This window comes from Ramlibacter aurantiacus, from assembly GCF_016722895.1.
Lineage (GTDB): Bacteria > Pseudomonadota > Gammaproteobacteria > Burkholderiales > Burkholderiaceae_C > Ramlibacter > Ramlibacter aurantiacus.
The window spans coordinates 54,790-72,851 of record NZ_JAEQNA010000006.1 but is presented as its reverse complement, the minus strand read 5'-3'; the positions used below and the strand labels follow the sequence as shown (position 1 = coordinate 72,851).

The 18,062-nt window shown below is 67.5% G+C and carries 20 protein-coding genes and 1 tRNA gene; all 21 read right to left on the bottom strand.

Annotated elements, in window-relative coordinates; all coding sequences use genetic code 11:
• The 21 genes from JI739_RS15990 to JI739_RS15890 all read right to left on the bottom strand — a co-directional run bounded on the left by JI739_RS15990 (window position 1) and on the right by JI739_RS15890 (window position 18,062).
• Window positions 1-765 (bottom strand): glutathione S-transferase family protein, encoded by a 765-nt coding sequence (locus JI739_RS15990; protein ID WP_201684933.1) that lies wholly within the window; start codon window positions 763-765, stop codon window positions 1-3.
• Window positions 762-1,685: a substrate-binding domain-containing protein gene (locus tag JI739_RS15985; protein ID WP_201684932.1), complete on the bottom strand. Its 924-nt coding sequence runs from the start codon at window positions 1,683-1,685 to the stop codon at window positions 762-764. The genes JI739_RS15990 and JI739_RS15985 overlap by 4 nt, the downstream gene beginning before the upstream one ends.
• A gap of 43 nt (window positions 1,686-1,728) precedes the next feature.
• A complete protein-coding gene (locus JI739_RS15980; protein ID WP_201684931.1) occupies window positions 1,729-2,739 on the bottom strand; it encodes an ABC transporter permease in 1,011 nt (336 codons plus the stop codon).
• On the bottom strand, window positions 2,736-4,199 hold the full coding sequence (locus JI739_RS15975) for a sugar ABC transporter ATP-binding protein (RefSeq protein ID WP_201684930.1): 1,464 nt from the start codon (window positions 4,197-4,199) through the stop codon (window positions 2,736-2,738). Before JI739_RS15975 ends, JI739_RS15980 begins: the two co-directional genes overlap by 4 nt.
• On the bottom strand, window positions 4,196-5,041 hold the full coding sequence (locus JI739_RS15970; RefSeq protein ID WP_201684929.1) for an alpha/beta hydrolase: 846 nt from the start codon (window positions 5,039-5,041) through the stop codon (window positions 4,196-4,198). Before JI739_RS15970 ends, JI739_RS15975 begins: the two co-directional genes overlap by 4 nt.
• A 17-nt stretch (window positions 5,042-5,058) precedes the next feature.
• A complete protein-coding gene (locus JI739_RS15965) occupies window positions 5,059-6,138 on the bottom strand; it encodes a 2,5-dihydroxypyridine 5,6-dioxygenase NicX family protein (protein WP_201684928.1) in 1,080 nt (359 codons plus the stop codon).
• Window positions 6,139-6,262: 124 nt separating this feature from the next.
• Window positions 6,263-6,913 (bottom strand): TetR/AcrR family transcriptional regulator, encoded by a 651-nt coding sequence (locus JI739_RS24720; protein WP_201684927.1) that lies wholly within the window; start codon window positions 6,911-6,913, stop codon window positions 6,263-6,265.
• A 186-nt stretch (window positions 6,914-7,099) separates the two neighbouring features.
• Window positions 7,100-7,672 carry a histidine phosphatase family protein gene (locus tag JI739_RS15955; protein WP_201684926.1) on the bottom strand — a complete coding sequence of 191 codons (573 nt, stop codon included), beginning with the start codon at window positions 7,670-7,672 and terminating at the stop codon, window positions 7,100-7,102.
• A 43-nt stretch (window positions 7,673-7,715) separates the two neighbouring features.
• On the bottom strand, window positions 7,716-9,023 hold the full coding sequence (locus JI739_RS15950; RefSeq protein WP_201684925.1) for a PQQ-dependent sugar dehydrogenase: 1,308 nt from the start codon (window positions 9,021-9,023) through the stop codon (window positions 7,716-7,718).
• A 473-nt stretch (window positions 9,024-9,496) separates the two neighbouring features.
• Window positions 9,497-10,855 carry an NAD(P)H-dependent oxidoreductase gene (locus JI739_RS15945; protein WP_201684924.1) on the bottom strand — a complete coding sequence of 453 codons (1,359 nt, stop codon included), beginning with the start codon at window positions 10,853-10,855 and terminating at the stop codon, window positions 9,497-9,499.
• Between the two features lie 16 nt (window positions 10,856-10,871).
• Window positions 10,872-11,501 carry a hypothetical protein gene (locus JI739_RS15940; RefSeq protein ID WP_201684923.1) on the bottom strand — a complete coding sequence of 210 codons (630 nt, stop codon included), beginning with the start codon at window positions 11,499-11,501 and terminating at the stop codon, window positions 10,872-10,874.
• Complete coding sequence (locus JI739_RS15935) at window positions 11,468-11,749, bottom strand: hypothetical protein (protein WP_201684922.1); 282 nt, start codon at window positions 11,747-11,749, stop codon at window positions 11,468-11,470. The genes JI739_RS15940 and JI739_RS15935 overlap by 34 nt, the downstream gene beginning before the upstream one ends.
• On the bottom strand, window positions 11,724-12,137 hold the full coding sequence (locus JI739_RS15930; protein WP_354003743.1) for a vWA domain-containing protein: 414 nt from the start codon (window positions 12,135-12,137) through the stop codon (window positions 11,724-11,726). Before JI739_RS15930 ends, JI739_RS15935 begins: the two co-directional genes overlap by 26 nt.
• 361 nt (window positions 12,138-12,498) lie before the next feature.
• A tRNA-Val gene (locus JI739_RS15925) sits at window positions 12,499-12,573 on the bottom strand.
• 27 nt (window positions 12,574-12,600) lie between these two features.
• A complete protein-coding gene (gene dnaQ / locus JI739_RS15920) occupies window positions 12,601-13,326 on the bottom strand; it encodes a DNA polymerase III subunit epsilon (protein ID WP_201684920.1) in 726 nt (241 codons plus the stop codon).
• 57 nt (window positions 13,327-13,383) lie between these two features.
• Window positions 13,384-13,722, bottom strand: coding sequence for an ISC system 2Fe-2S type ferredoxin (gene fdx / locus JI739_RS15915; protein ID WP_201684919.1), 339 nt, complete (start codon window positions 13,720-13,722; stop codon window positions 13,384-13,386).
• The gene (gene hscA, locus JI739_RS15910; RefSeq protein ID WP_201684918.1) at window positions 13,722-15,581 is read right to left on the bottom strand and encodes a Fe-S protein assembly chaperone HscA; all 1,860 of its coding nucleotides are present in this window, start codon (window positions 15,579-15,581) and stop codon (window positions 13,722-13,724) included. The genes fdx and hscA overlap by 1 nt, the downstream gene beginning before the upstream one ends.
• Window positions 15,582-15,585: 4 nt before the next feature.
• Entirely contained in the window at window positions 15,586-16,104 is a 519-nt protein-coding gene (gene hscB, locus JI739_RS15905) for a Fe-S protein assembly co-chaperone HscB (protein ID WP_201684917.1), read from the bottom strand.
• Window positions 16,101-16,424, bottom strand: a complete 324-nt coding sequence (iscA, locus tag JI739_RS15900) for an iron-sulfur cluster assembly protein IscA (RefSeq protein WP_201684916.1) — start codon at window positions 16,422-16,424, stop codon at window positions 16,101-16,103. Before iscA ends, hscB begins: the two co-directional genes overlap by 4 nt.
• An 8-nt stretch (window positions 16,425-16,432) precedes the next feature.
• A complete protein-coding gene (gene iscU / locus JI739_RS15895) occupies window positions 16,433-16,819 on the bottom strand; it encodes a Fe-S cluster assembly scaffold IscU (RefSeq protein ID WP_201684915.1) in 387 nt (128 codons plus the stop codon).
• A gap of 22 nt (window positions 16,820-16,841) precedes the next feature.
• Window positions 16,842-18,062: an IscS subfamily cysteine desulfurase gene (locus JI739_RS15890; protein WP_201684914.1), complete on the bottom strand. Its 1,221-nt coding sequence runs from the start codon at window positions 18,060-18,062 to the stop codon at window positions 16,842-16,844.

Sequence of the window (18,062 nt, the reverse complement as noted above, 5' to 3'; positions counted from 1 at the left end):
TCAAGCCACGCAGGCGGTGGCGTTCACCATGCGCTGCTCGGGCCGGGGCGCGGCCACGCCGAAAGCCGGCCGGGCCTGCACCCGCTCGAACCAGGCGCTCACGCCCGGCTTGTCTTGCCACACGGCCGACAAACCGAGAAACACCATGCGATCGAGCATGGGCACCAGCGCGATGTCGGCCAGGGAGTAGTCCTCACCGGCCAGCCAGGGATGGCGCGCCAGGCGGCGCTCCATCTTCGCAAGCGCCGCATCGAGCTTGGCGCGGGCGGCCGCCATGGCGTCTTCGTCGACCGGCCCCTGCGCGACGCGCAACCAGTCCTGCGCGACCTCCGGCTTCGGATGCGCCGCGACCATGTCCGCCAGCGCTTGCGGGCTCATTTGCCGCACCACCGACTTGAGCATGAGATTGAAGGTTCCGGGCCGCACCGCGGGATGCAGCACGTCGTCTTCGAACTTCACCCACACCCGCATGTCGGCGCGCTGCGCCGCATCGGCCGGCCGCAGCGACGGTGACGGAAAGACCTCGTCGAGGTATTCGTTGATGACGCTGGACTCGACGATGGGCCTGCCGTCGTGGACCAGCGTCGGCACGACACCCGCCGGATTGAGGGCCAGGTAGGCCGGCTGCAGGTGCTCGAACTTGAGCAGGTCGAGGTGGTGTTCCGTCCACGCCAGGCCCTTCTCGGCCAGGCACAGGCGCACCTTGAACGAGCAGACCGAATCCTGGAAGTGGTACAGCTCGAGCGAGCCTGCGGGCCTGCTCATTTGGCGGGGGGCAGGTGCTTGTCGACGTTGGTCTTGTCGACCAGCACGTGCTTGATCGCCACCGTTCCCGTCGGCTTCTGGCCCTTGAGGTAATTGGCCATCGTGTCCACCCCGAGGCGGCCCCAGGCGACCGGGTTGAGGTCCACGGTGAGATCGACCGCACCGTTCTTGACCGCCCGCACGGCCGGCGGCGTGCCGTTCATGCCGGTGATCAGGACCTTGCCCTTCTTGCCGGCAGCCGCCACGGCCTGCGAAGCGCCGAGCGCGATCTCGTCATTGGCGCCGTAGATGGCCACCACGTCGGGATGCGCGACCAAGATGTCCTCGGCCTGTTGCAGGCCCATCTCGCGGGTCAGCGGGACCTCCTTGCGGTAGACGATCGACAGGCCCGGCGCGGACTTGACCCCGGCTTCGAAGCCCTCGGCCAGGTTGCGGAAAGTGGCGGCTCCCGAGGGGCCGGCGACCATCGCGATCTTTCCCTTGCCGCCGCTGTGCTTGGCGATCCATGCGGCGATGTCGCGGCCGATCTGCTGCTCGTCCATGGACACGTAGGCCGACTGTCCGGGTGAATCCGTGTGGCGCGCGACCGAGATGACCGGGATGCCGGCCTTGGCCGCCACGTTGTAGGCCGCACCGACCGCCACCGCGTCGATGGGGGACGCGAGGATGCCGTCGACCTTGCGCGCGACCAGGTCCTGGATGCCGTTGACCTGCTGCGAGATCACTTCGTTGGCGGTGACGAACACCACCTTCATGCCCAGTTCCTTGGCCCGTTCCTCGATGCCGCGCTTCATGGCGATGTAGAACGGGTTGACGTCCGACGCGAGCGACACGCCGATGGTCTGCGCCGCGGCGACCGAAGGCAGCGACAGGGACACGGCCAGGGCGGCGAGCGAAGCGAATGCGAGTCTGCGTTTCACGGGAGTCTCCTTGCGCGAGGGTTGAAGGAAGCGGTGCGGAAAATCAGCGGCGCCGTCGCCGCAACTGATCGGCGGCGGCAGCGGCGACGATGACCAGCCCGATCGTCACTCGCTGCCAGTAGCTGTCGACCCCGATCAGGTTGAGGCTGTTGGCCAGCACGACCATGATCAGCACGCCGACCATCGACTTGTACAGCTTGCCTTCGCCGCCATGCAGTGCGGCGCCGCCCAGGACCACGGCGGCAATCGAATTGAGTTCGTAGAACTCGCCGGCGGTGGGCTGCCCCGACTGCAGGCGTGAGGCGAGCATCACGCCCGCGATGCCAGCGGTCAGGCCGCTGACCACGTAGGTGGACAGCGAAATGCGCCTGACGGGCACCCCCGACAGGAACGCCGCTTCGCGGCTGCCGCCGGTGGCGTAGATGCGCGTGCCGTAGGCGGTTCGGTGCAGGATCCAGGCGAACACCACGAACACGGCGGCGGCGGTCCACACCAGCAAGGGCAATCCCAGGAAGCGGCTGGTGCCGTAATCCAGGAAACCCTGCGGCAACCCTTCCTCGCCGACCACCGGCGCGCCGTTGGTGATCAGCAGCACCACCCCGCGCACCAGCACCATGGTGGCCAGCGTCGCGATGAAGGGGCTGACCCCGAGATAGGCCACCACCGTGCCGTTGACCAGCCCCACGGCGACACCGGCGAGAAGCCCGGCGGCCACGCCAGCCGTGATGCCGGCCTGCAGCATGACCTCGGCGCCGATGCAGCCGGCCAGTGCGACCACCGAGCCCACCGACAGGTCGAAGCCGCCGCCGATGATCACGTAGGTCATTCCCACCGTGATCACGGCCAGGACCGCCGCCTGCAGCAGCACGTTGGACAGGTTGGCCGAGGACAGGAACCGATCCGACATCAGCGCCGCGAACGCGCACAGGACGAGCAGCACCGCGGTGGGGATCTGGTCGACCGCACGGCCGCGAATCCAGGCGGGAGCGCTGCCGACGGACGGTTGCGCGGCGGCATTCCCGGCCAGGGGCTGCAACGGGGGTGAACGACTCATGCGGAAGACTCCAGGAGGTCACGAAGGCGAGCTTCCCCGAACGAGGCGCCGGGTTCCATTCGACCCGCCAAACGACCCTGGCGCAAGACGGAAATGGTGTCGCTGAGCGCCAGCAGCTCGGGCAGGTCGGAGGACGACAGCACGACCGAGCCGCCTTCGGCGGCGAACGCGATGATCCGTTCGTGGATCAGCGCCTTGGCCGCGATGTCGATGCCGTTGGTGGGCTCGTCCAGCAGCAGAACCTCGCGCCGGGCCACCAGCCATTTGGCGAAGGCCACCTTCTGCTGGTTGCCGCCGGACAGGTGCGCGACCGGCAGATGGGGAGAGCGCGGCCGGATGTCGAGCAGTTCCATCAGGCGCGCCACCGCCTCGTCGATGCGGCCTTCGTGGCGCGCGAATGCATGGGCGTACGCATCGAGGTGCGCCAGCACGATGTTGTCGCGCACAGACATGGACATCACCAGCGAATGCGCCCGCTCGCCGGGCACCAGACCGACGCCGGCGGCGATCGCATGGCGGATGCTGCCGTGCGGGGATGCCCCGCCCGCATCGGACGCGCCGAACAGGCGACGCAGGAGCGCCTTGGCGCCGCTCCCGAGCAGCCCGCCGATCCCGGCGATTTCGCCGCTGCGGCACTCGAAGGTGCCGCCCTCGAGCGCCACCCGCAGCCGGGGGGCGCCGGCGGGGATCTGGCCGCTCTCGCGCGGGCTGGCGCCAGGGTCGGCGAGCACACGCCCGGTCATGGCCTCGACCAGCTGGCCGATCGGGAATGGCGGCGCTTCCATGTGCGCGACCACCCGGCCATCGCGCAGCACGACGCAGCGATCGGCCAATCCTTCGACTTCCTCGAGCCGGTGCGAGATGTAGATGACGGCCACCGACTGGGCACGCAGGCGCCGCACGACATCGAACAGGCGTTCGACCTCGCGTCGCTCGAGCGAAGCGGTCGGTTCATCGAGGATGAGGACCCGGGCCTCGCGGCCGAGGGCGCGCGCGATCACGACCAGCTGGCGCTCGGCAAAGCTCAGTTCGCCGGCAGGCGTGTCCGGATGCAGGGCCACGCCGATGTCCTGCAGCACCGACTGCGCCATCGCGCGCATGGCCTTGCGATCGATGGACGGCAGCACGCCAGCCACGCGGCGCGTCGGCAGGTGGCCGAGCAAGATGTTCTCGGCGACGCTCAGGCCCGGCACCACGTGCAGGTCTTGCGGCACCAGCACGATGCCGGCGGCCATGCCTTCGGCCGGCGAATGCAGCCGCAAGGGCTGGCCGTTCAGCCGCACCTCGCCGCGGTCGGGCCGGTGGATACCGGACAGCACCTTGATCAGGGTGGACTTGCCGGCGCCGTTCTCACCGATCAGGGCGAGTACTTGGCCACCGCGCACCGACAGCGAGACATCCGCCAGCGCCTGGGTGGCGCCGAAGTGCTTGGACAGTCCGCAGACCTCGAGTTCGGTCATGGTCCTGCAGCGGCCATCCAGGCGATGGCACGTGGCGCCCAGGGCCCGTCGGCGTCGCCCGCGGCCAGGTGCGCCCCGAAGTGATCGCACCCGGGCAGCTTCATCAACTCGGCCTGGCCACCCGCGGCGACGAGGGCGTCGCGCATCTCCTCGGCCTGCTGGATCAGGTGCGGAAAATCCGCGGACCCACAGGCCATCAGGAACGGGGGCGGCGTGCCCTGGATCTGCCGCAGCGGGCTGGCTTGTATCGCCACCTCCGCCGCGCGCGGGGAATCGGCCGGCCCCAGGAAACGCGGACGAACCGACAGGCCCGAGCCTTCGTCGAAGCGATAGACGCCCGAGATCGGCAGGCAGCCGCGCACGATGTCCGGTGGCAGGCCTTGGGATTGCTGCCAGTCGCGGCGCACCGCCATCAAGGCCGCCAGATGGCCGCCCGCCGAGTGTCCCCCGACGAACAGGCGCTTGAAGCCGCCGCCATGCTGCGCCAGCCGCACCGCGCAGGCCGCGAGAGCCGCGCAGCAGTCCTCGAACCCGGCTGGAAAGAGGTGGGCCGGCGCCAGCCGATAGCCTGCCGTCGCCACGGTGACGCCCGCCGCCTGCAAGGCCGGCGCCATGAACGTCATCCACTCCTTGTAGCCGTTGGTCCAGCCGCCGCCGTGAAGCAGCAGCAACACGTCGCCGTTGGGCTGCGGCGCCGGGTACAGCAGCACACGCTGGTACGGGTCATCGCCATAGGCGAACTCGCTGCCCTCCAGCTGCGGGGTGGCGGCAAGGATCCGTTGCTGGTAGGCCTGGGCAACGGGTGACAGGGGCTCTTGCGCGGGGTAGTCCTGCGGGCGCATCGACGGGCTACTCGCTTTCAGCGCGGCTCACGGGGCACGCGCATCTTGGGATCGACCAGCTTGCCGCGCTCGATGACGGTCTCGCCATCCAGCACCACCGTGCAGTCGCGCATCGGCACGTCCAGGTGGCCGCGTGTCTTGCGCGTGCCGCCGCCTTGCGTGTTGGGGCCTGTGGAGAACAGGAAATTGCCCGGGAAGGTGCGGGCGGAGGCGCGATTGCGCTCGGGGTCGTCGCCGTTCAGGGCCATGGCGTGCCAGCGGGATTGCGGGTTCAGGCCCCACCCCAGGTGCGAGATCGCGTACGGATCGCGGTCGTCGGGATCGGCCATCGCCTCGGCCAGCCAGTCGTCCATCAGCTTGGCATCGAGGCCGCCTTCGATGCGCGTGATGAAGCCTTCGCGCACCTCGATCTCGACCCGGTCTTGCACATAGCGGCAGTACGGCAGGATGACCATGTCGCCCGGCTGGACCACGACGCGTCCGTTGGCGCTGCCTTCGTTCGGGAAGGTGTGCACGTGTCCGGCGCCCCAGTGGTCGAAGCGTCCAGGCGACTCGGCAAAGCCATACTGGCTCATCACCGGGTAGTCGCCGCAGCGGTAAGTGAAATCGGTGCCGGCCTCGCTGGTGACCCGGATCTCGCGGGCACGTTCCAGCCGGGCGTGCGCATGCAGCACGGCCTCTTTCAGGCCCTCGGGCGACATGAGCTGCTCCAGGTCATCGGGCGCGTCGATGATCATCAGCACCCGTGTGCCCGCATCGCGAACATCCTTGAGCCAGCTGCTGAAGAGCGGCACGTGGAAGATCACGATCAGGTCCGCCTGCTTGGCGGCCTCCAAAGTCCCCTTGCAGCGACCGATGGTCGGCACGCCCACCTTGCTCCACGACGGAATGGAATTGACGCACATCTCGTACACGTCGGCACCGAGTTCGTCGGCCGCGGCGAACGAAGACTGCACGAACTCCCGCCGCGTGCCCAGGTCGCTGATCAAGGCGATCGTTTCTCCCGGTTTCACGTTGCACCGCTCGAACTGCGTGCGAAACAGCCGGGTCAGTTTGGCCGGGTTCAGTTCCTGGGTGCGAATGGCGGCAGGGTACATGGCGGCAGCGTCCTCAAGAGTTCAACAAGTCCGCAGGGGCAGTGGACCGGATCAATAACGATCGGCATTCATTAATATGGGGTGCGGGCCCCAGCGGTGTCAACGGGCCGCCTGGCGGATCGGGTCAGGGTTTTCCTTGGGCGCGTGAACGGGCCTTGCGGCGCGCAGGGTGCGGGGCTTGCGAAACGCCTGCTGACGTGTCCCCCAGGAGCATGCGGGCGAACGCGTGCAGGGTCTCGTCGTCGACTCCTTCGCGATGCGGCTCCAGGTGCCGGTGAATCGCGAAGCCATCGAATGCCATGATCACCAGGCGCGCGATTCGCGCCTGGTCGCCGAGGGAGTGGCGCGGTGCCGGCAGAGCCTCCTGGATCATCGCGGCGATACGTTGCTCGAACCATTGGAAGAGGCTCGGGTCGTAGCACTCGGCCGGCTGGGCACTCGAGACGGCCTGCATCAGGTTGTTGGCGAACCCGTTCTGTTCAGCCGGAATGTCGCGCCACAGCGCGGACAGCAGCATGAACAGCCGTTGCTGCGGCACCTCGACCTGGCGCAACTGGCTCTCGAGTTCGGTGACGCGGGCGCGCAGCCACGGGTCGTAGATTCCGTACAGCAGTTGAAGCTTGGAGTTGAAGTAGACGTACAGGTTGGCGGTGGAAATGCCCGCCGCGCGAGCGATCTCGCTCAGGCTGGTCGCGCTGTATCCCTTGGCCGCGAAGAGCTCGAAGCCGGCCTGCAGGATGGCGTCGCGGACTTGCACCTTCTTTTGTTGTGCCATGTCTTGTGGTCTATTGTTCCGGGCCGGATCGCTTGGGCCTTTGCGGACGCGCGATGGGGGCGGCAGCGTCAATGTAGCTTGCCGCGCCAGATATTCGCTTGCTCGACAAAATGCTTGGCCAGCTACGCCACTCGTTTGTCTGCACGCTACGCGGCCACAGCCAGCTGCGCACTCAAGACGGCACTATCACCGGGCGGCGAGCCGGCCGGCGACCTGGAAGTCGCCTGCGGCCTGCGGGCTCAGCACCACCATCTCACCTTGGGCCGGAGACACGCCGGTCAACGCCAAGGTGGTGGAGCCGTGCGTCACCATGAAGAGGTTGCCGGCCTGGCCGGGCCGCACCAGCCGACGCAGTTGCGCCACCTGTCCGGCTTCCTGAGCGGGGCGGCCGAAGAGATTGCCCAGCGCGGGCTCGATCTCCGGATCGCGACCGAACACGAGCCGCGCGGTTTCCACACAGCGGCACCAGGGGCTGGCCAACACGCGCTCCACCGGAATGCCACGGGCACGCAGCAATCGCCCTAGCCGTTGCGCGTCTTGCCGACCTTCATCGCTCAGGTTGCGTTGCGTGCGGCAGTTGCCCAGCGCAAAACCCGGCGGGTCACCGACCCCAGGCGTGGTCGCCGCGTGCCGCATCAGCACCACCTGGCCGCCGGCTTGAAGCAAGCGCCACAAGGCCGCCTCGTCGGCGCGAGCCGTGGCAGGCACGGCGAGGGCCGGAACCCAGAGCAGGTGGCGCAGCAGCGCGCGACGATCCATCGACGTTCTCCGAAGTAGTAGCCGAAGTCATGGTGCCCTCTCGTCAGCGCAACGGGGCCACTCGCCACACGGTGTTGCCGACGTCGTCGGCCACCAGGAGGGCACCTCTTGCATCCAGCGCCACCCCGACGGGGCGACCCCAGGCTTTTCCTTCCGGACTGACGAAGCCTGTGAGCACGTCAACAGGGGCCCCGACTGGCTTGCCGCCGACGAAGGGCACGAAGACGACCTTGTAGCCCGAGAGCGGGCGCCGGTTCCAGGAGCCGTGCAGGCCCACGAAGGCGCCGCTGGCGAACGGCGGCGGCATTCGCGCATCAGAAAACGCCAGCCCAAGTGGGGCCACATGGTTCCCCAGGGCGTAATCAGGCCGGACAGCCTGTGCCACACGGTCGGGCCGTGGTGGCTGCACGCGAGGGTCGACTTGCTGCCCCCAGTAGCTCCATGGCCAACCATAGAACGCACCTTCGCGCACCGAGGTGAGATAGTCCGGCACCAGGTCGCTGCCCAGCTCATCCCGCTCGTTGACCACGGTCCAGAGCACGCCCGTCGACGGCTCCCAGCCCAACCCGTTGGGATTTCGCAGCCCGCTCGCGAACAGGCGCTTGCTGCCGGAGGCCACGTCGATCTCCCAGATGGCGGCACGGCCCTCCTCGATCTCCAGGCCGTGTTCGGCCACGTTGCTGTTCGAGCCCACCGTGGCGTAGAGCTTGCGGCCATCACGACTCGCCAGCAGGTTCTTGGTCCAGTGGTGGTTGCGACCGGCCGGCAGGTCTGTCACCTTCACAGGCGCCACATCGATGCGCGTCTGCCCTGGCGTGTAGGGCACCCGGACCACCGCATCCGCGTTCGCGATGTGCAGTTGGTCACCCACCAGGGCCATGCCAAAGGGCGAGTGCAAGCGGTCGATCAGCGCGGAGCGTGTCTCGGCCACGCCATCCCCGTCCTGGTCGCGCAGCAAGGTGATGCGATCAGCGCTTGGAACGCCGGCGCCGGCGCGCTTCATCACCAGGCTGGTCACCCACGCCTTGATGCCTGAAGGCTTGTCCGCCGCGGGCGGCGTAGGCTTATTGGCCTCGGCCACGAGCACGTCACCATTGGGCAGCACGTACAACCAGCGCGGGTGCTGCAGACCCGTGGCCAAAGCGGTCACGCGAAAACCAGGCGCGGCGACCGGTTGCCCACCATCGGGCCAGCCTTGAGCGGGCGCTATCAGCACGGTTGGAAACAGGTTCTGCCGAGGTGGAGGCAGTTCAGGCGCAGGACCAACCGTGCTCAAGTCGGGCAACCGCGCCAGGTCACTGCAGCCGAACAATGAGAAGCTGGCGGCCAGCAAGATGAAGACCTTTCGCATGCGACAGTGTGCTTGGTTTTTTTTCTGGGAGCTGCGGTGATCCGCTCACCCGCGAAATCGGTGGGGACGTGGTCAAGGCCTTTCACGCGTCGAAATCAGCAAGGTTCGCGGCGGCAGCTCCGGCGGCCGCGCAGCAAGCCGCCGTGCTGGGGCACTCGATGGGGAGCCTGGCCGCCCAGGAGTTGGCCCTCTCGGCCCCGCACCGCATTGCCCGCGCGAAAGGGTGCAGCCTGAGTGCGCGGTCGCCGCAGTCCGCAATGGCCATTTCTGCTGGCACAGGTCCAGATCGGCAGCTCACGCAGCCACAGCGCGCAATCAGCGGCCGCCGCCGACGGCCAGCTCACCATGACCTGCAGTCACCGCGCCGCGCCTCGATGCGGCCTGTGCGCCACTTTGGCCGCCGCCCGCCTTCGACGCGCCGATCGTCCGCCGCCGACAGTCCCGCGCTCGGCGAGTTGCTTGCCGAGTCGGGCTCACGCGGCCTGCGTCGTCCAATCCGGGCCGAGCGCCTCGAGCTCGCGGCGGATCGCGTAGGCGCGCGTCGTAGTGTCCACGGCCACATCGTCCCAGGTGAGCGAGCACCCTTTCTTCACGGGGCGCACGAGCTTCACGTCGTGGGCCAGGCCCAGCGGCAACCCGCCGTCGCGCAGGGACGCCGCGGCTGGCGTGAGCTTGCCCCACACGGTGTAGCCGCCCTCCCCGTCCAGCAGTTCGCCGGGCTGGAGGTCGCGCTTGGCCGTGGCCACCACGTCCGCGTTCCAGCAGGTGGCCACGCCGGTGGGCTCGCCGCGCAGTGCGACCGAGGCGACCGACTGGCCCACCTCCAATCCGATCAGGTGCCAGCGCTTGTAGAGCGTGAAATAGCGACCGGAGGGATCGGTGTGCGCGTTGTACTCCTCGAAGCAGTTCCGGATGTACTCGGTCTCTCCTTCCACGGTGACCCAGACGCCCATGCGGATGTCGTAGTCGATTGGTCGGCCCTGCGCATCCAGGGAGGAGATCACCTCCACCATGCCCTTTTTCTCGAGCACGCCCCCTTCGCTGCGCGGGCGCGTGAGCGACGGAATGTCCGCGATCGAGCCCGAGGGATAGGCCAGGCCACCGCTGGGCACCGCCAGGCCGGTCGCGTTCGCGACCGCCGTGCTCTCGATAGAGGGCTTGGAGCCGTCCAGGAAGCTGTTGAACATCTTCGGGTTCAGGCCGCCGCGCTGCGCCTGCTCGGGCGTGAGGCCGTAGTAGCCCCAGACCGTCTCGGGCGTCGATTCGCAGAAGTGCGGCAGCCACTTGTGCCCGCGCCCGGCGGCCACCACCGGAAAGCCGCAGGTGCGGGCCCAGTCCACCAGATCGCAGATCAGCGCGGGCTGGTCGCCGAAAGCCAGCGAATACACCACCCCGGCCAGCGTCGCCTTGCGCGCGAGCAGCGGACCGCAGAAGGCGTCCGCCTCTACGGTTACGTTGACCACGTGCTTGCGGTGCTCGAAGGCGCGCAGGCAGTGATCGACCGCCGCGATCGGGTGGCCCGTGCACTCAACCACCACGTCGATGCCCGGGTGGCTCACCAGCGCCTCCCAGTCCTCGCCGAGATGGGTGGCGCCGGTGCGCAGCGCATCGTCGATCGAAGCGGCCTCGGTCCGCTGGACCTCCCACCCAACCCGTGCCAGATTGCGGCGCGCCGCGTCCGGTGACAGGTCGGCGATGGCCACCAAGTGCACTCCCGGTGTGCGCGGCACCTGCGAGAGATACATGGAACCGAACTTGCCGGCACCGATGAGTCCGACGCGGATCGGCCGCTTCCGGGTGGCGCGCTGGACGAGCTGGGTATGGAGCGACATGGATGATGCTGCCTTTCTAAGCGTGGGGCGGCCATGACACGGGCGGTGGCTGCCATCGACTGCCTTGTCCTTCCTCGCAGAGCGAGGACCTGCGACGGCCGGTCATGGCACTGGCTCCTCGCAGTCCCCGTGCCCTGCCCCTGAGATCAGCCACGTGACGGCCTGGACGCCAATTTACCGTCAGAGGAAATCGACAATGATTTTCTTGCGGCACAGCTCCTTGACGGGCAGCACGGCAGGAAGCCAATGATCTGACGGCATGAACGTCTCGGACGCCCAGCGCCTGAAGGCGCTCAAGAGAGAGTGACGGCCTCGCCTTGCGACGAAAGAAAGCCGGCACGTCCGCACCGTCCGTCTCCGAACCCCCATACGCCGCTTCGGACTTGGCAACCAGCCGGTTCGCAGTCCGGTACATGGAGAACTTCATCTCCTTCATTGCCATCGCGGCATCGTCCTCGAGCATGCTGCGCAAGCGGCTCAGCTTCCCTGCGAGCCAGAGGTGATCGGCGACCTCTGCCTCGAGCACCTTCAGCAACCCCTTTGCCTTGCGCAGTTCTCCAGTGCCGACAAGAGCCTGGATGCGCGCCGTCGGGTCGGCGAACTCCACTTCCATCAGCCGACGGGCAACCAGCTCGTCTTGCGGCATTCAGGCAAGGTCGGAAGCGGGCACCGGTGCAGGCGCACCAGCAGCCATGCCTCCGCACCCCGGGCAAGGTCAGGCAGAAGGCCGGCGCCGTTCGCGTCACGCCGCACCGGTCCGAGCGGCTCCGCGACCACGCCGGCGCCCGGCACCAGCTTCAGCCGAAGCCTGCGCAGGAAGAGCGATTGCAGCAGCGACAACTCTTCGTCGAAGCTGTCGTGCAGGTCTTCAGCCGTTTGGCCGTAGCAGCTCATGCCGCCGCCCGTTGGTCGACACGCCCTGTGCGGCCCGGCGCGCGCAGTGACGCCGGATCTCCTGCTCATCGCACAGGCCATGGTGGGCTTGACTGTCGGACAGCAGCAGCACGCGCGAGATGGTGCCTGCGGTCTTGCCCTCAAGCAGGTTGGCGCCGGCCTGCCAGCCGTCGAACAGCGCGGTGCTTCCGCCGCTTTCGACGCCGGCCAAGGCTTTCCGGCATGCCTCGGCGTTGCCGGCAGGCCGGAGCGGCAGCGGAATGTGAACGGTGTCGTCACAGAGAACGGCGGCCGATCGATCGGTCTTCTGCAGGCCGCCTGCGATGTATTCGGCACAGCGCAGGGCTTCGTGCAGGGGCTGGCCCGACATGCTGCCCGAGCGGTCGATGACGACGGCCAGTCGAGGAGGCCAGCGCGTCGGGGCCGCGTCTTCCGACGCAGGTCGATCGGGGGCCTGCAGCGCACGAGGACACCGAGCGTGCCGCCTGCGACGAGCGCGGCTGCGCGGATCGGGTTGATGAGGATCGAGGCCTGGGTCATCTTGTCGGCTCCTGGGTGTCGGGAGTCACGATGCTTGCAAGCCGCAGACTCACGTCATGAGCCTGCGAGGCTGTTCCTTTGTTCGGGATTTCAGAGCGGCGCGCGGGGCCGAGGAGACTCATGGGATGAGCCTCGAGGTCACTGCTGCCCTTGAATGCGCATGCGCCAACAGAAAAGGGCCCAGCGTCACCGCTGGGCCCTTGAAGAATTGGTGGGTGATGCAGGGTTTGAACCTGCGACCCCTGCCGTGTGAAGGCAGTGCTCTACCGCTGAGCTAATCACCCGTTCCGGCGTGTCGCCGAAGCCCGCGATTATGCCACGGGTTGAGATGCTTCCTGGCTGTTGATGAGCCGCCAAAGCGTTTTTCCGCCGCTGGCTTTATCGAGCTGTTTCAGCACGTCTTCATGCGCTTCGGATTCCTGCTCGCTGGCCAGCAGCACGGGCAGCGTGAAGCGCGTGAGGTCGACCTGCACGTTGATGCCGTGCGCGGTTTCGGTGGTCACCTCGATCAGCAGCGCGTCCTGGCCGCGGGTGAGGTTGATGTAGACATCGGCCAGCAACTCCGCATCGAGCAAGGCGCCGTGGAGGGTGCGGCCGGAGTTGTCGACGCCGAGGCGATCACACAGCGCGTCGAGGCTGTTGCGCTTGCCGGGGTACATCTCCTTGGCCATGACCAAGGTGTCGGTGACGCTGCCCACGTAGGTGCGAAACGGCGGGCGGCCAATGAGCTCCAGTTCCTTGTTCAGGAAGCCGATGTCGAAGGCGGCGTTGTGGATGATGATCTCGGCGCCCTGCAGGTAGTCCAGCAGTTCGTCGGCCACCTGCGCGAACTTGGGCTTGTCGCGCAGAAACTCGTTGCTGATGCCGTGGACCTTGAGCGCGTCTTCGTGGCTGTCGCGCCCTGGGTTCAGGTAGAAGTGCTTGTTGTTGCCGGTGAGCTTGCGGCTCAGCAGTTCGACACAACCAATTTCGATGATGCGGTCGCCGGTTTCGGCGGAGAGACCCGTGGTCTCGGTGTCGAGGACGATCTGGCGCATGGGGCAAATTGTAGAGCCAGGCCTCCCCTGCCCTGCCCCACGCGCAAGCCTCGATCGCTAGTGTTTTTCCTTGGCGTGATTAATCGAGTACTTGGGGATTTCCACCACCAGGTCTTTCTGCGCCACGATGGCCTGGCACGACAGGCGCGAGTTGGGCTCCAGGCCCCAGGCGCGGTCGAGCAGGTCTTCCTCGCTCTCGTCCATCTCGTTCAAGGAGTTGAAACCTTCGCGGACGATGACGTGGCAGGTGGTGCAGGCGCAGCTCATGTCGCAGGCGTGCTCGATCTGGATGTGGTTCTCTAGCAGCGCCTCGCAGACGCTGGTGCCGGTGGACGCTTCGATTTGCGCGCCTTGGGGGCAGTACTCGGGGTGCGGCAGGATCTTGATGACCGGCATCAAAGGCTCTCCACGTTGCGGCCGGCCAGTGCCTGCTGGATGCCGTGGTTCATGCGTTGGGCAGCGAAGTTTTCGGTGGCCTTGGCCAGCGCCTGGGTAGCGGCCTCGATGGCGGCGGCCTCGTTGCTGTCGGCGGCCACGCGGGCCAGCGTGGCCAGGGCCTCTTCGATGTCGGCGCGCTCGGCGGCGTCGATCAGGTCGCCGTCCACTTGCAGCGCACTGCGGGTGGCCATGATCAGGCGGTCGGCGTCCACGCGCGCTTCGGTGAGGGCGCGGGCGCGGATGTCCTGTTCGGCGGTGGCATAGCTTTCTTGCAGCATGCGAGCCACCTGGTCGTCGCTCAGGCCGTACGAGGGCTTGACGTCGATGTGCGACTCGACGCCGCTGCCTTGTTCGCGTGCGGTGACGCTGAGCAGGCCGTCGGCGTCCACCGTGAAGGTGACGCGGATGCGCGCGGCGCCGGCGGCCATGGGCGGGATGCCGCGCAGCTCGAAGCGGGCCAGGCTGCGGCAGTCCTGCACCAGGTCGCGCTCGCCTTGCACCACGTGCAGCGCCATGGCGGTCTGGCCGTCCTTGTAGGTGGTGAAGTCCTGCGCCTTGGCGGTGGGAATGGTCTCGTTGCGATGGACGATGCGCTCGACCAGGCCGCCCATGGTCTCGATGCCCAGCGACAGCGGGATCACGTCGAGCAGCAGCAGGTCCCCGGCGGCGTCGTTGCCGGCCAGCTGGTTGGCCTGGATCGCCGCGCCCAGGGCCACCACTTCGTCGGGGTTGAGGTTGATGAGCGGTTCACGCCCGAAGAACTCACCGACCACGCGGCGCACCTGCGGCATGCGGGTGGAGCCGCCCACCATCACCACGCCCTGCACCTCGTCGCGCGAAAGTTTGGCGTCGCGCAAGACCTTGCGCACGGCGGTCATGGTGCGGGCGGTGAGGTCCTGCGTGGCGGCTTCGAACTGCGCGCGGGTGACGGTGAACGCGATCTCGCGGCCGTCGAGCGTGGCGTGCACGGTGGCCTGGTCGGCATCGGTCAGCGCCTCCTTGGCTGCGCGGGCGGCGATGTGGATGGCGGCCTTGTCGCCGGGAGTGCGGGGCTGCACCCTGGCATCGGCCAGCATCACCTCGGCGAGCGCGCGGTCGTAGTCGTCGCCGCCCAGGGCCGAGTCGCCGCCGGTGGCGATGACCTCGAACACGCCACGCGAGAGCCGCAGGATGGAGATGTCGAAGGTGCCGCCGCCCAGGTCGTAGACCGCGTAGACGCCTTCGCTGGCGTTGTCCAGGCCGTAGGCGATGGCGGCTGCCGTGGGTTCGTTGATGAGACGCAGCACGTGGATGCCGGCCAGTTGCGCGGCGTCTTTGGTGGCCTGGCGCTGCGCGTCGTCGAAGTACGCGGGCACGGTGATGACGGCGCCGTACAGGTCGTCGTCGAAGGTGTCTTCCGCCCGCTGGCGCAGGGTGGCCAGGATCTCGGCGCTCACTTCCACCGGGCTCTTGATGCCGGCGCGCGTTTGCAGGGCCACCATGCCGGGCTGGTCGACGAAGAGGTACGGCAGCTTGTCGTGGTCGGCGATGTCGGCCAGGCCGCGGCCCATGAAGCGCTTGACCGAGGCGATGGTGTGCTGCGCGTCGTGGGCGCGGCCGACCAGGGCCTCGTGGCCGATCTGGCGGCCGCCGGCTTCGAGGTAGCGCACGACCGACGGCAGGATCACGCGTCCCTGTGCGTCGGGCAAACACTCGGCCACGCCGTGGCGCACGGCCGCGACCAGCGAATGGGTGGTGCCGAGGTCGATGCCCACGGCCACGCGCCGCTGGTGGGGGTCGAGCGCCTGACCCGGTTCGGAAATCTGCAGGAGAGCCATCGGGCTATTGTCCCAGCTGGTCGAAGCGCGCTTCGACGTCATGGGCAAAGCGCTCGATGAACATCAGGGCCCGCACCTGGTTGGCCGCCTCGGCGGCATCGCCGCGTTCGTCGAGGCAGGCCTCGATGTCGCGCAACACGTCGGCACGCGCACGGTTCAACTCCTGCGCCAGGCTGTCGAGGTCTTCCTCGCTACGGGCTTCGTCGAGTGACTCGCGCCACTCGAGCTGCTGCAGCAGGAACTGCGGCGGCATGGCGGTGTTGCTCTCTGCGTTGATGGGCGCACCGCGCAGCTCGCACAGATAGGCGGCGCGGCGCAGCGGGTCCTTCAGGCGTTGGTAGGCTTCGTTGATGCGCACCGACCATTGCATGGCGACGCGCTGGGCAGCGGCGCCCTGCGCCGCGAAGCGATCGGGATGGGCCTCGCGCTGCAGTTCTTTCCAGCGCGCATCGATGGCGGCGCGGTCCTGCTGGAAACGCTCGGGCAGCCCGAAGAGGACGAAGTCGCTGTCGCTGAGATTCACACGCGGAAGGATTCGCCGCAGCCGCAGCGGTCACGCTCGTTCGGGTTGTTGAAGCGGAAGCCCTCGTTCAAGCCTTCGCGCACGAAATCGAGTTCGGTGCCGTCGATGTATGCCAGGCTCTTGGGATCGATGAGCAGCTTGACCCCGTGGTTCTCGAACACCACGTCTTCGGGCGCGATCTCGTCCACGTACTCGAGCTTGTAGGCCAGGCCCGAACAACCGGTGGTCTTGACGCCCAGCCGCACGCCTACGCCTTTACCGCGCTTGGTGAGATAGCGGTTGACGTGGCGGGCGGCGGCTTCGGAAAGCGTGACAGCCATGTCTGGTTTCAGTGCGAATGCTTTTTCTTGTAGTCCTCGACGGCGGCCTTGATGGCGTCTTCGGCGAGGATGGAGCAGTGGATCTTGACCGGCGGCAGCGCCAGTTCTTCGGCGATCTGGCTGTTCTTCAGCGAAGCCGCCTGGTCCAGCGTCTTGCCCTTGACCCACTCGGTGACCAGCGAGCTCGACGCGATGGCCGAGCCGCAGCCGTAGGTCTTGAAGCGTGCGTCTTCGATCACGCCGGTGGACGGGTTGACCTTGATCTGCAGCTTCATCACGTCGCCGCAGGCGGGCGCACCCACCATGCCGGTGCCGACGCTCTCGTCGCCCTTGTCGAAGGAGCCGACGTTGCGGGGGTTTTCGTAGTGGTCGACGACCTTTTCGGAATAAGCCATGTTCAGTTCCTCCTGAAATGAGTCAGTGCGCAGCCCACTGGATCGTGTTGAGGTCGATGCCGTCCTGGTACATCTCCCACAGGGGGCTGAGTTCGCGCAGCTTGTGGACGTTCTTGCGGATGGTCTCGACGGCGTAGTCGATCTCTTCTTCGGTCGTGAAGCGGCCGATGGTGATCCGCAGGCTGCTGTGCGCCAGTTCGTCGCTGCGGCCCAGGGCGCGCAGCACGTAGCTGGGTTCGAGCGAGGCAGAGGTGCAGGCCGAGCCCGACGACACCGCCAGGCCCTTGATGCCCATGATCAGCGACTCGCCTTCGACGAAGTTGAAGCTGATGTTCAGGTTGTGCGGCACACGGTGCTCGAGGTGGCCGTTGACGAAGACCTGCTCGATGTCCGACAGGCCGTCCAGCAACCGCTTGAAGAGCGCCCGGGCCTTGGCCGCGTCTTGCGCCATTTCTTCCCTGGCGATGCGGAAGGCTTCGCCCATGCCCACGATCTGGTGCGTGGGCAAGGTGCCCGAGCGCATGCCGCGCTCATGACCGCCGCCGTGCATCTGCGCCTCGAGCCGCACGCGCGGCTTGCGACGCACGTAGAGCGCGCCGATCCCCTTCGGACCATAGGTCTTGTGGGAGGCCAGGCTCATCAAGTCGACCGGCAGGCTCTTGAGGTCGATCTCGACCTTGCCCGTGGCCTGGGCCGCGTCCACGTGGAAGATGACGCCCTTCTCGCGGCAGATGGCACCGATGGTGGCGATGTCCTGGATGACGCCGATCTCGTTGTTCACGAACATGACGCTGGCCACGATGGTGTCGGGGCGCAGGGCTGCCTTGAACGCATCCAGGTCGAGCATGCCGTCTTCCTGCACCTCGAGGTAGGTCACCTCGAAACCCTGGCGCTCCAGCTCACGCATGGTGTCCAGCACGGCCTTGTGCTCGGTCTTGACGGTGACCAGGTGCTTGCCCCGCGTCTTGTAGAAGTGGGCCGCGCCCTTGAGCGCCAGGTTGTTCGACTCGGTGGCGCCGGATGTCCAGACGATCTCGCGCGGGTCGGCGCCGATCAGGTCGGCCACCTGCTGGCGAGCCTTTTCAACCGCCTCTTCCGCTTCCCAGCCCCAGGCGTGGCTGCGAGACGCCGGGTTGCCGAAGTGCTCGCGCAACCAGGGAATCATGGCGTCCACCACGCGCGGGTCCACCGGCGTGGTGGCGCCGTAGTCCATGTAGATCGGGAAATGAGGAGTCGTATCCAT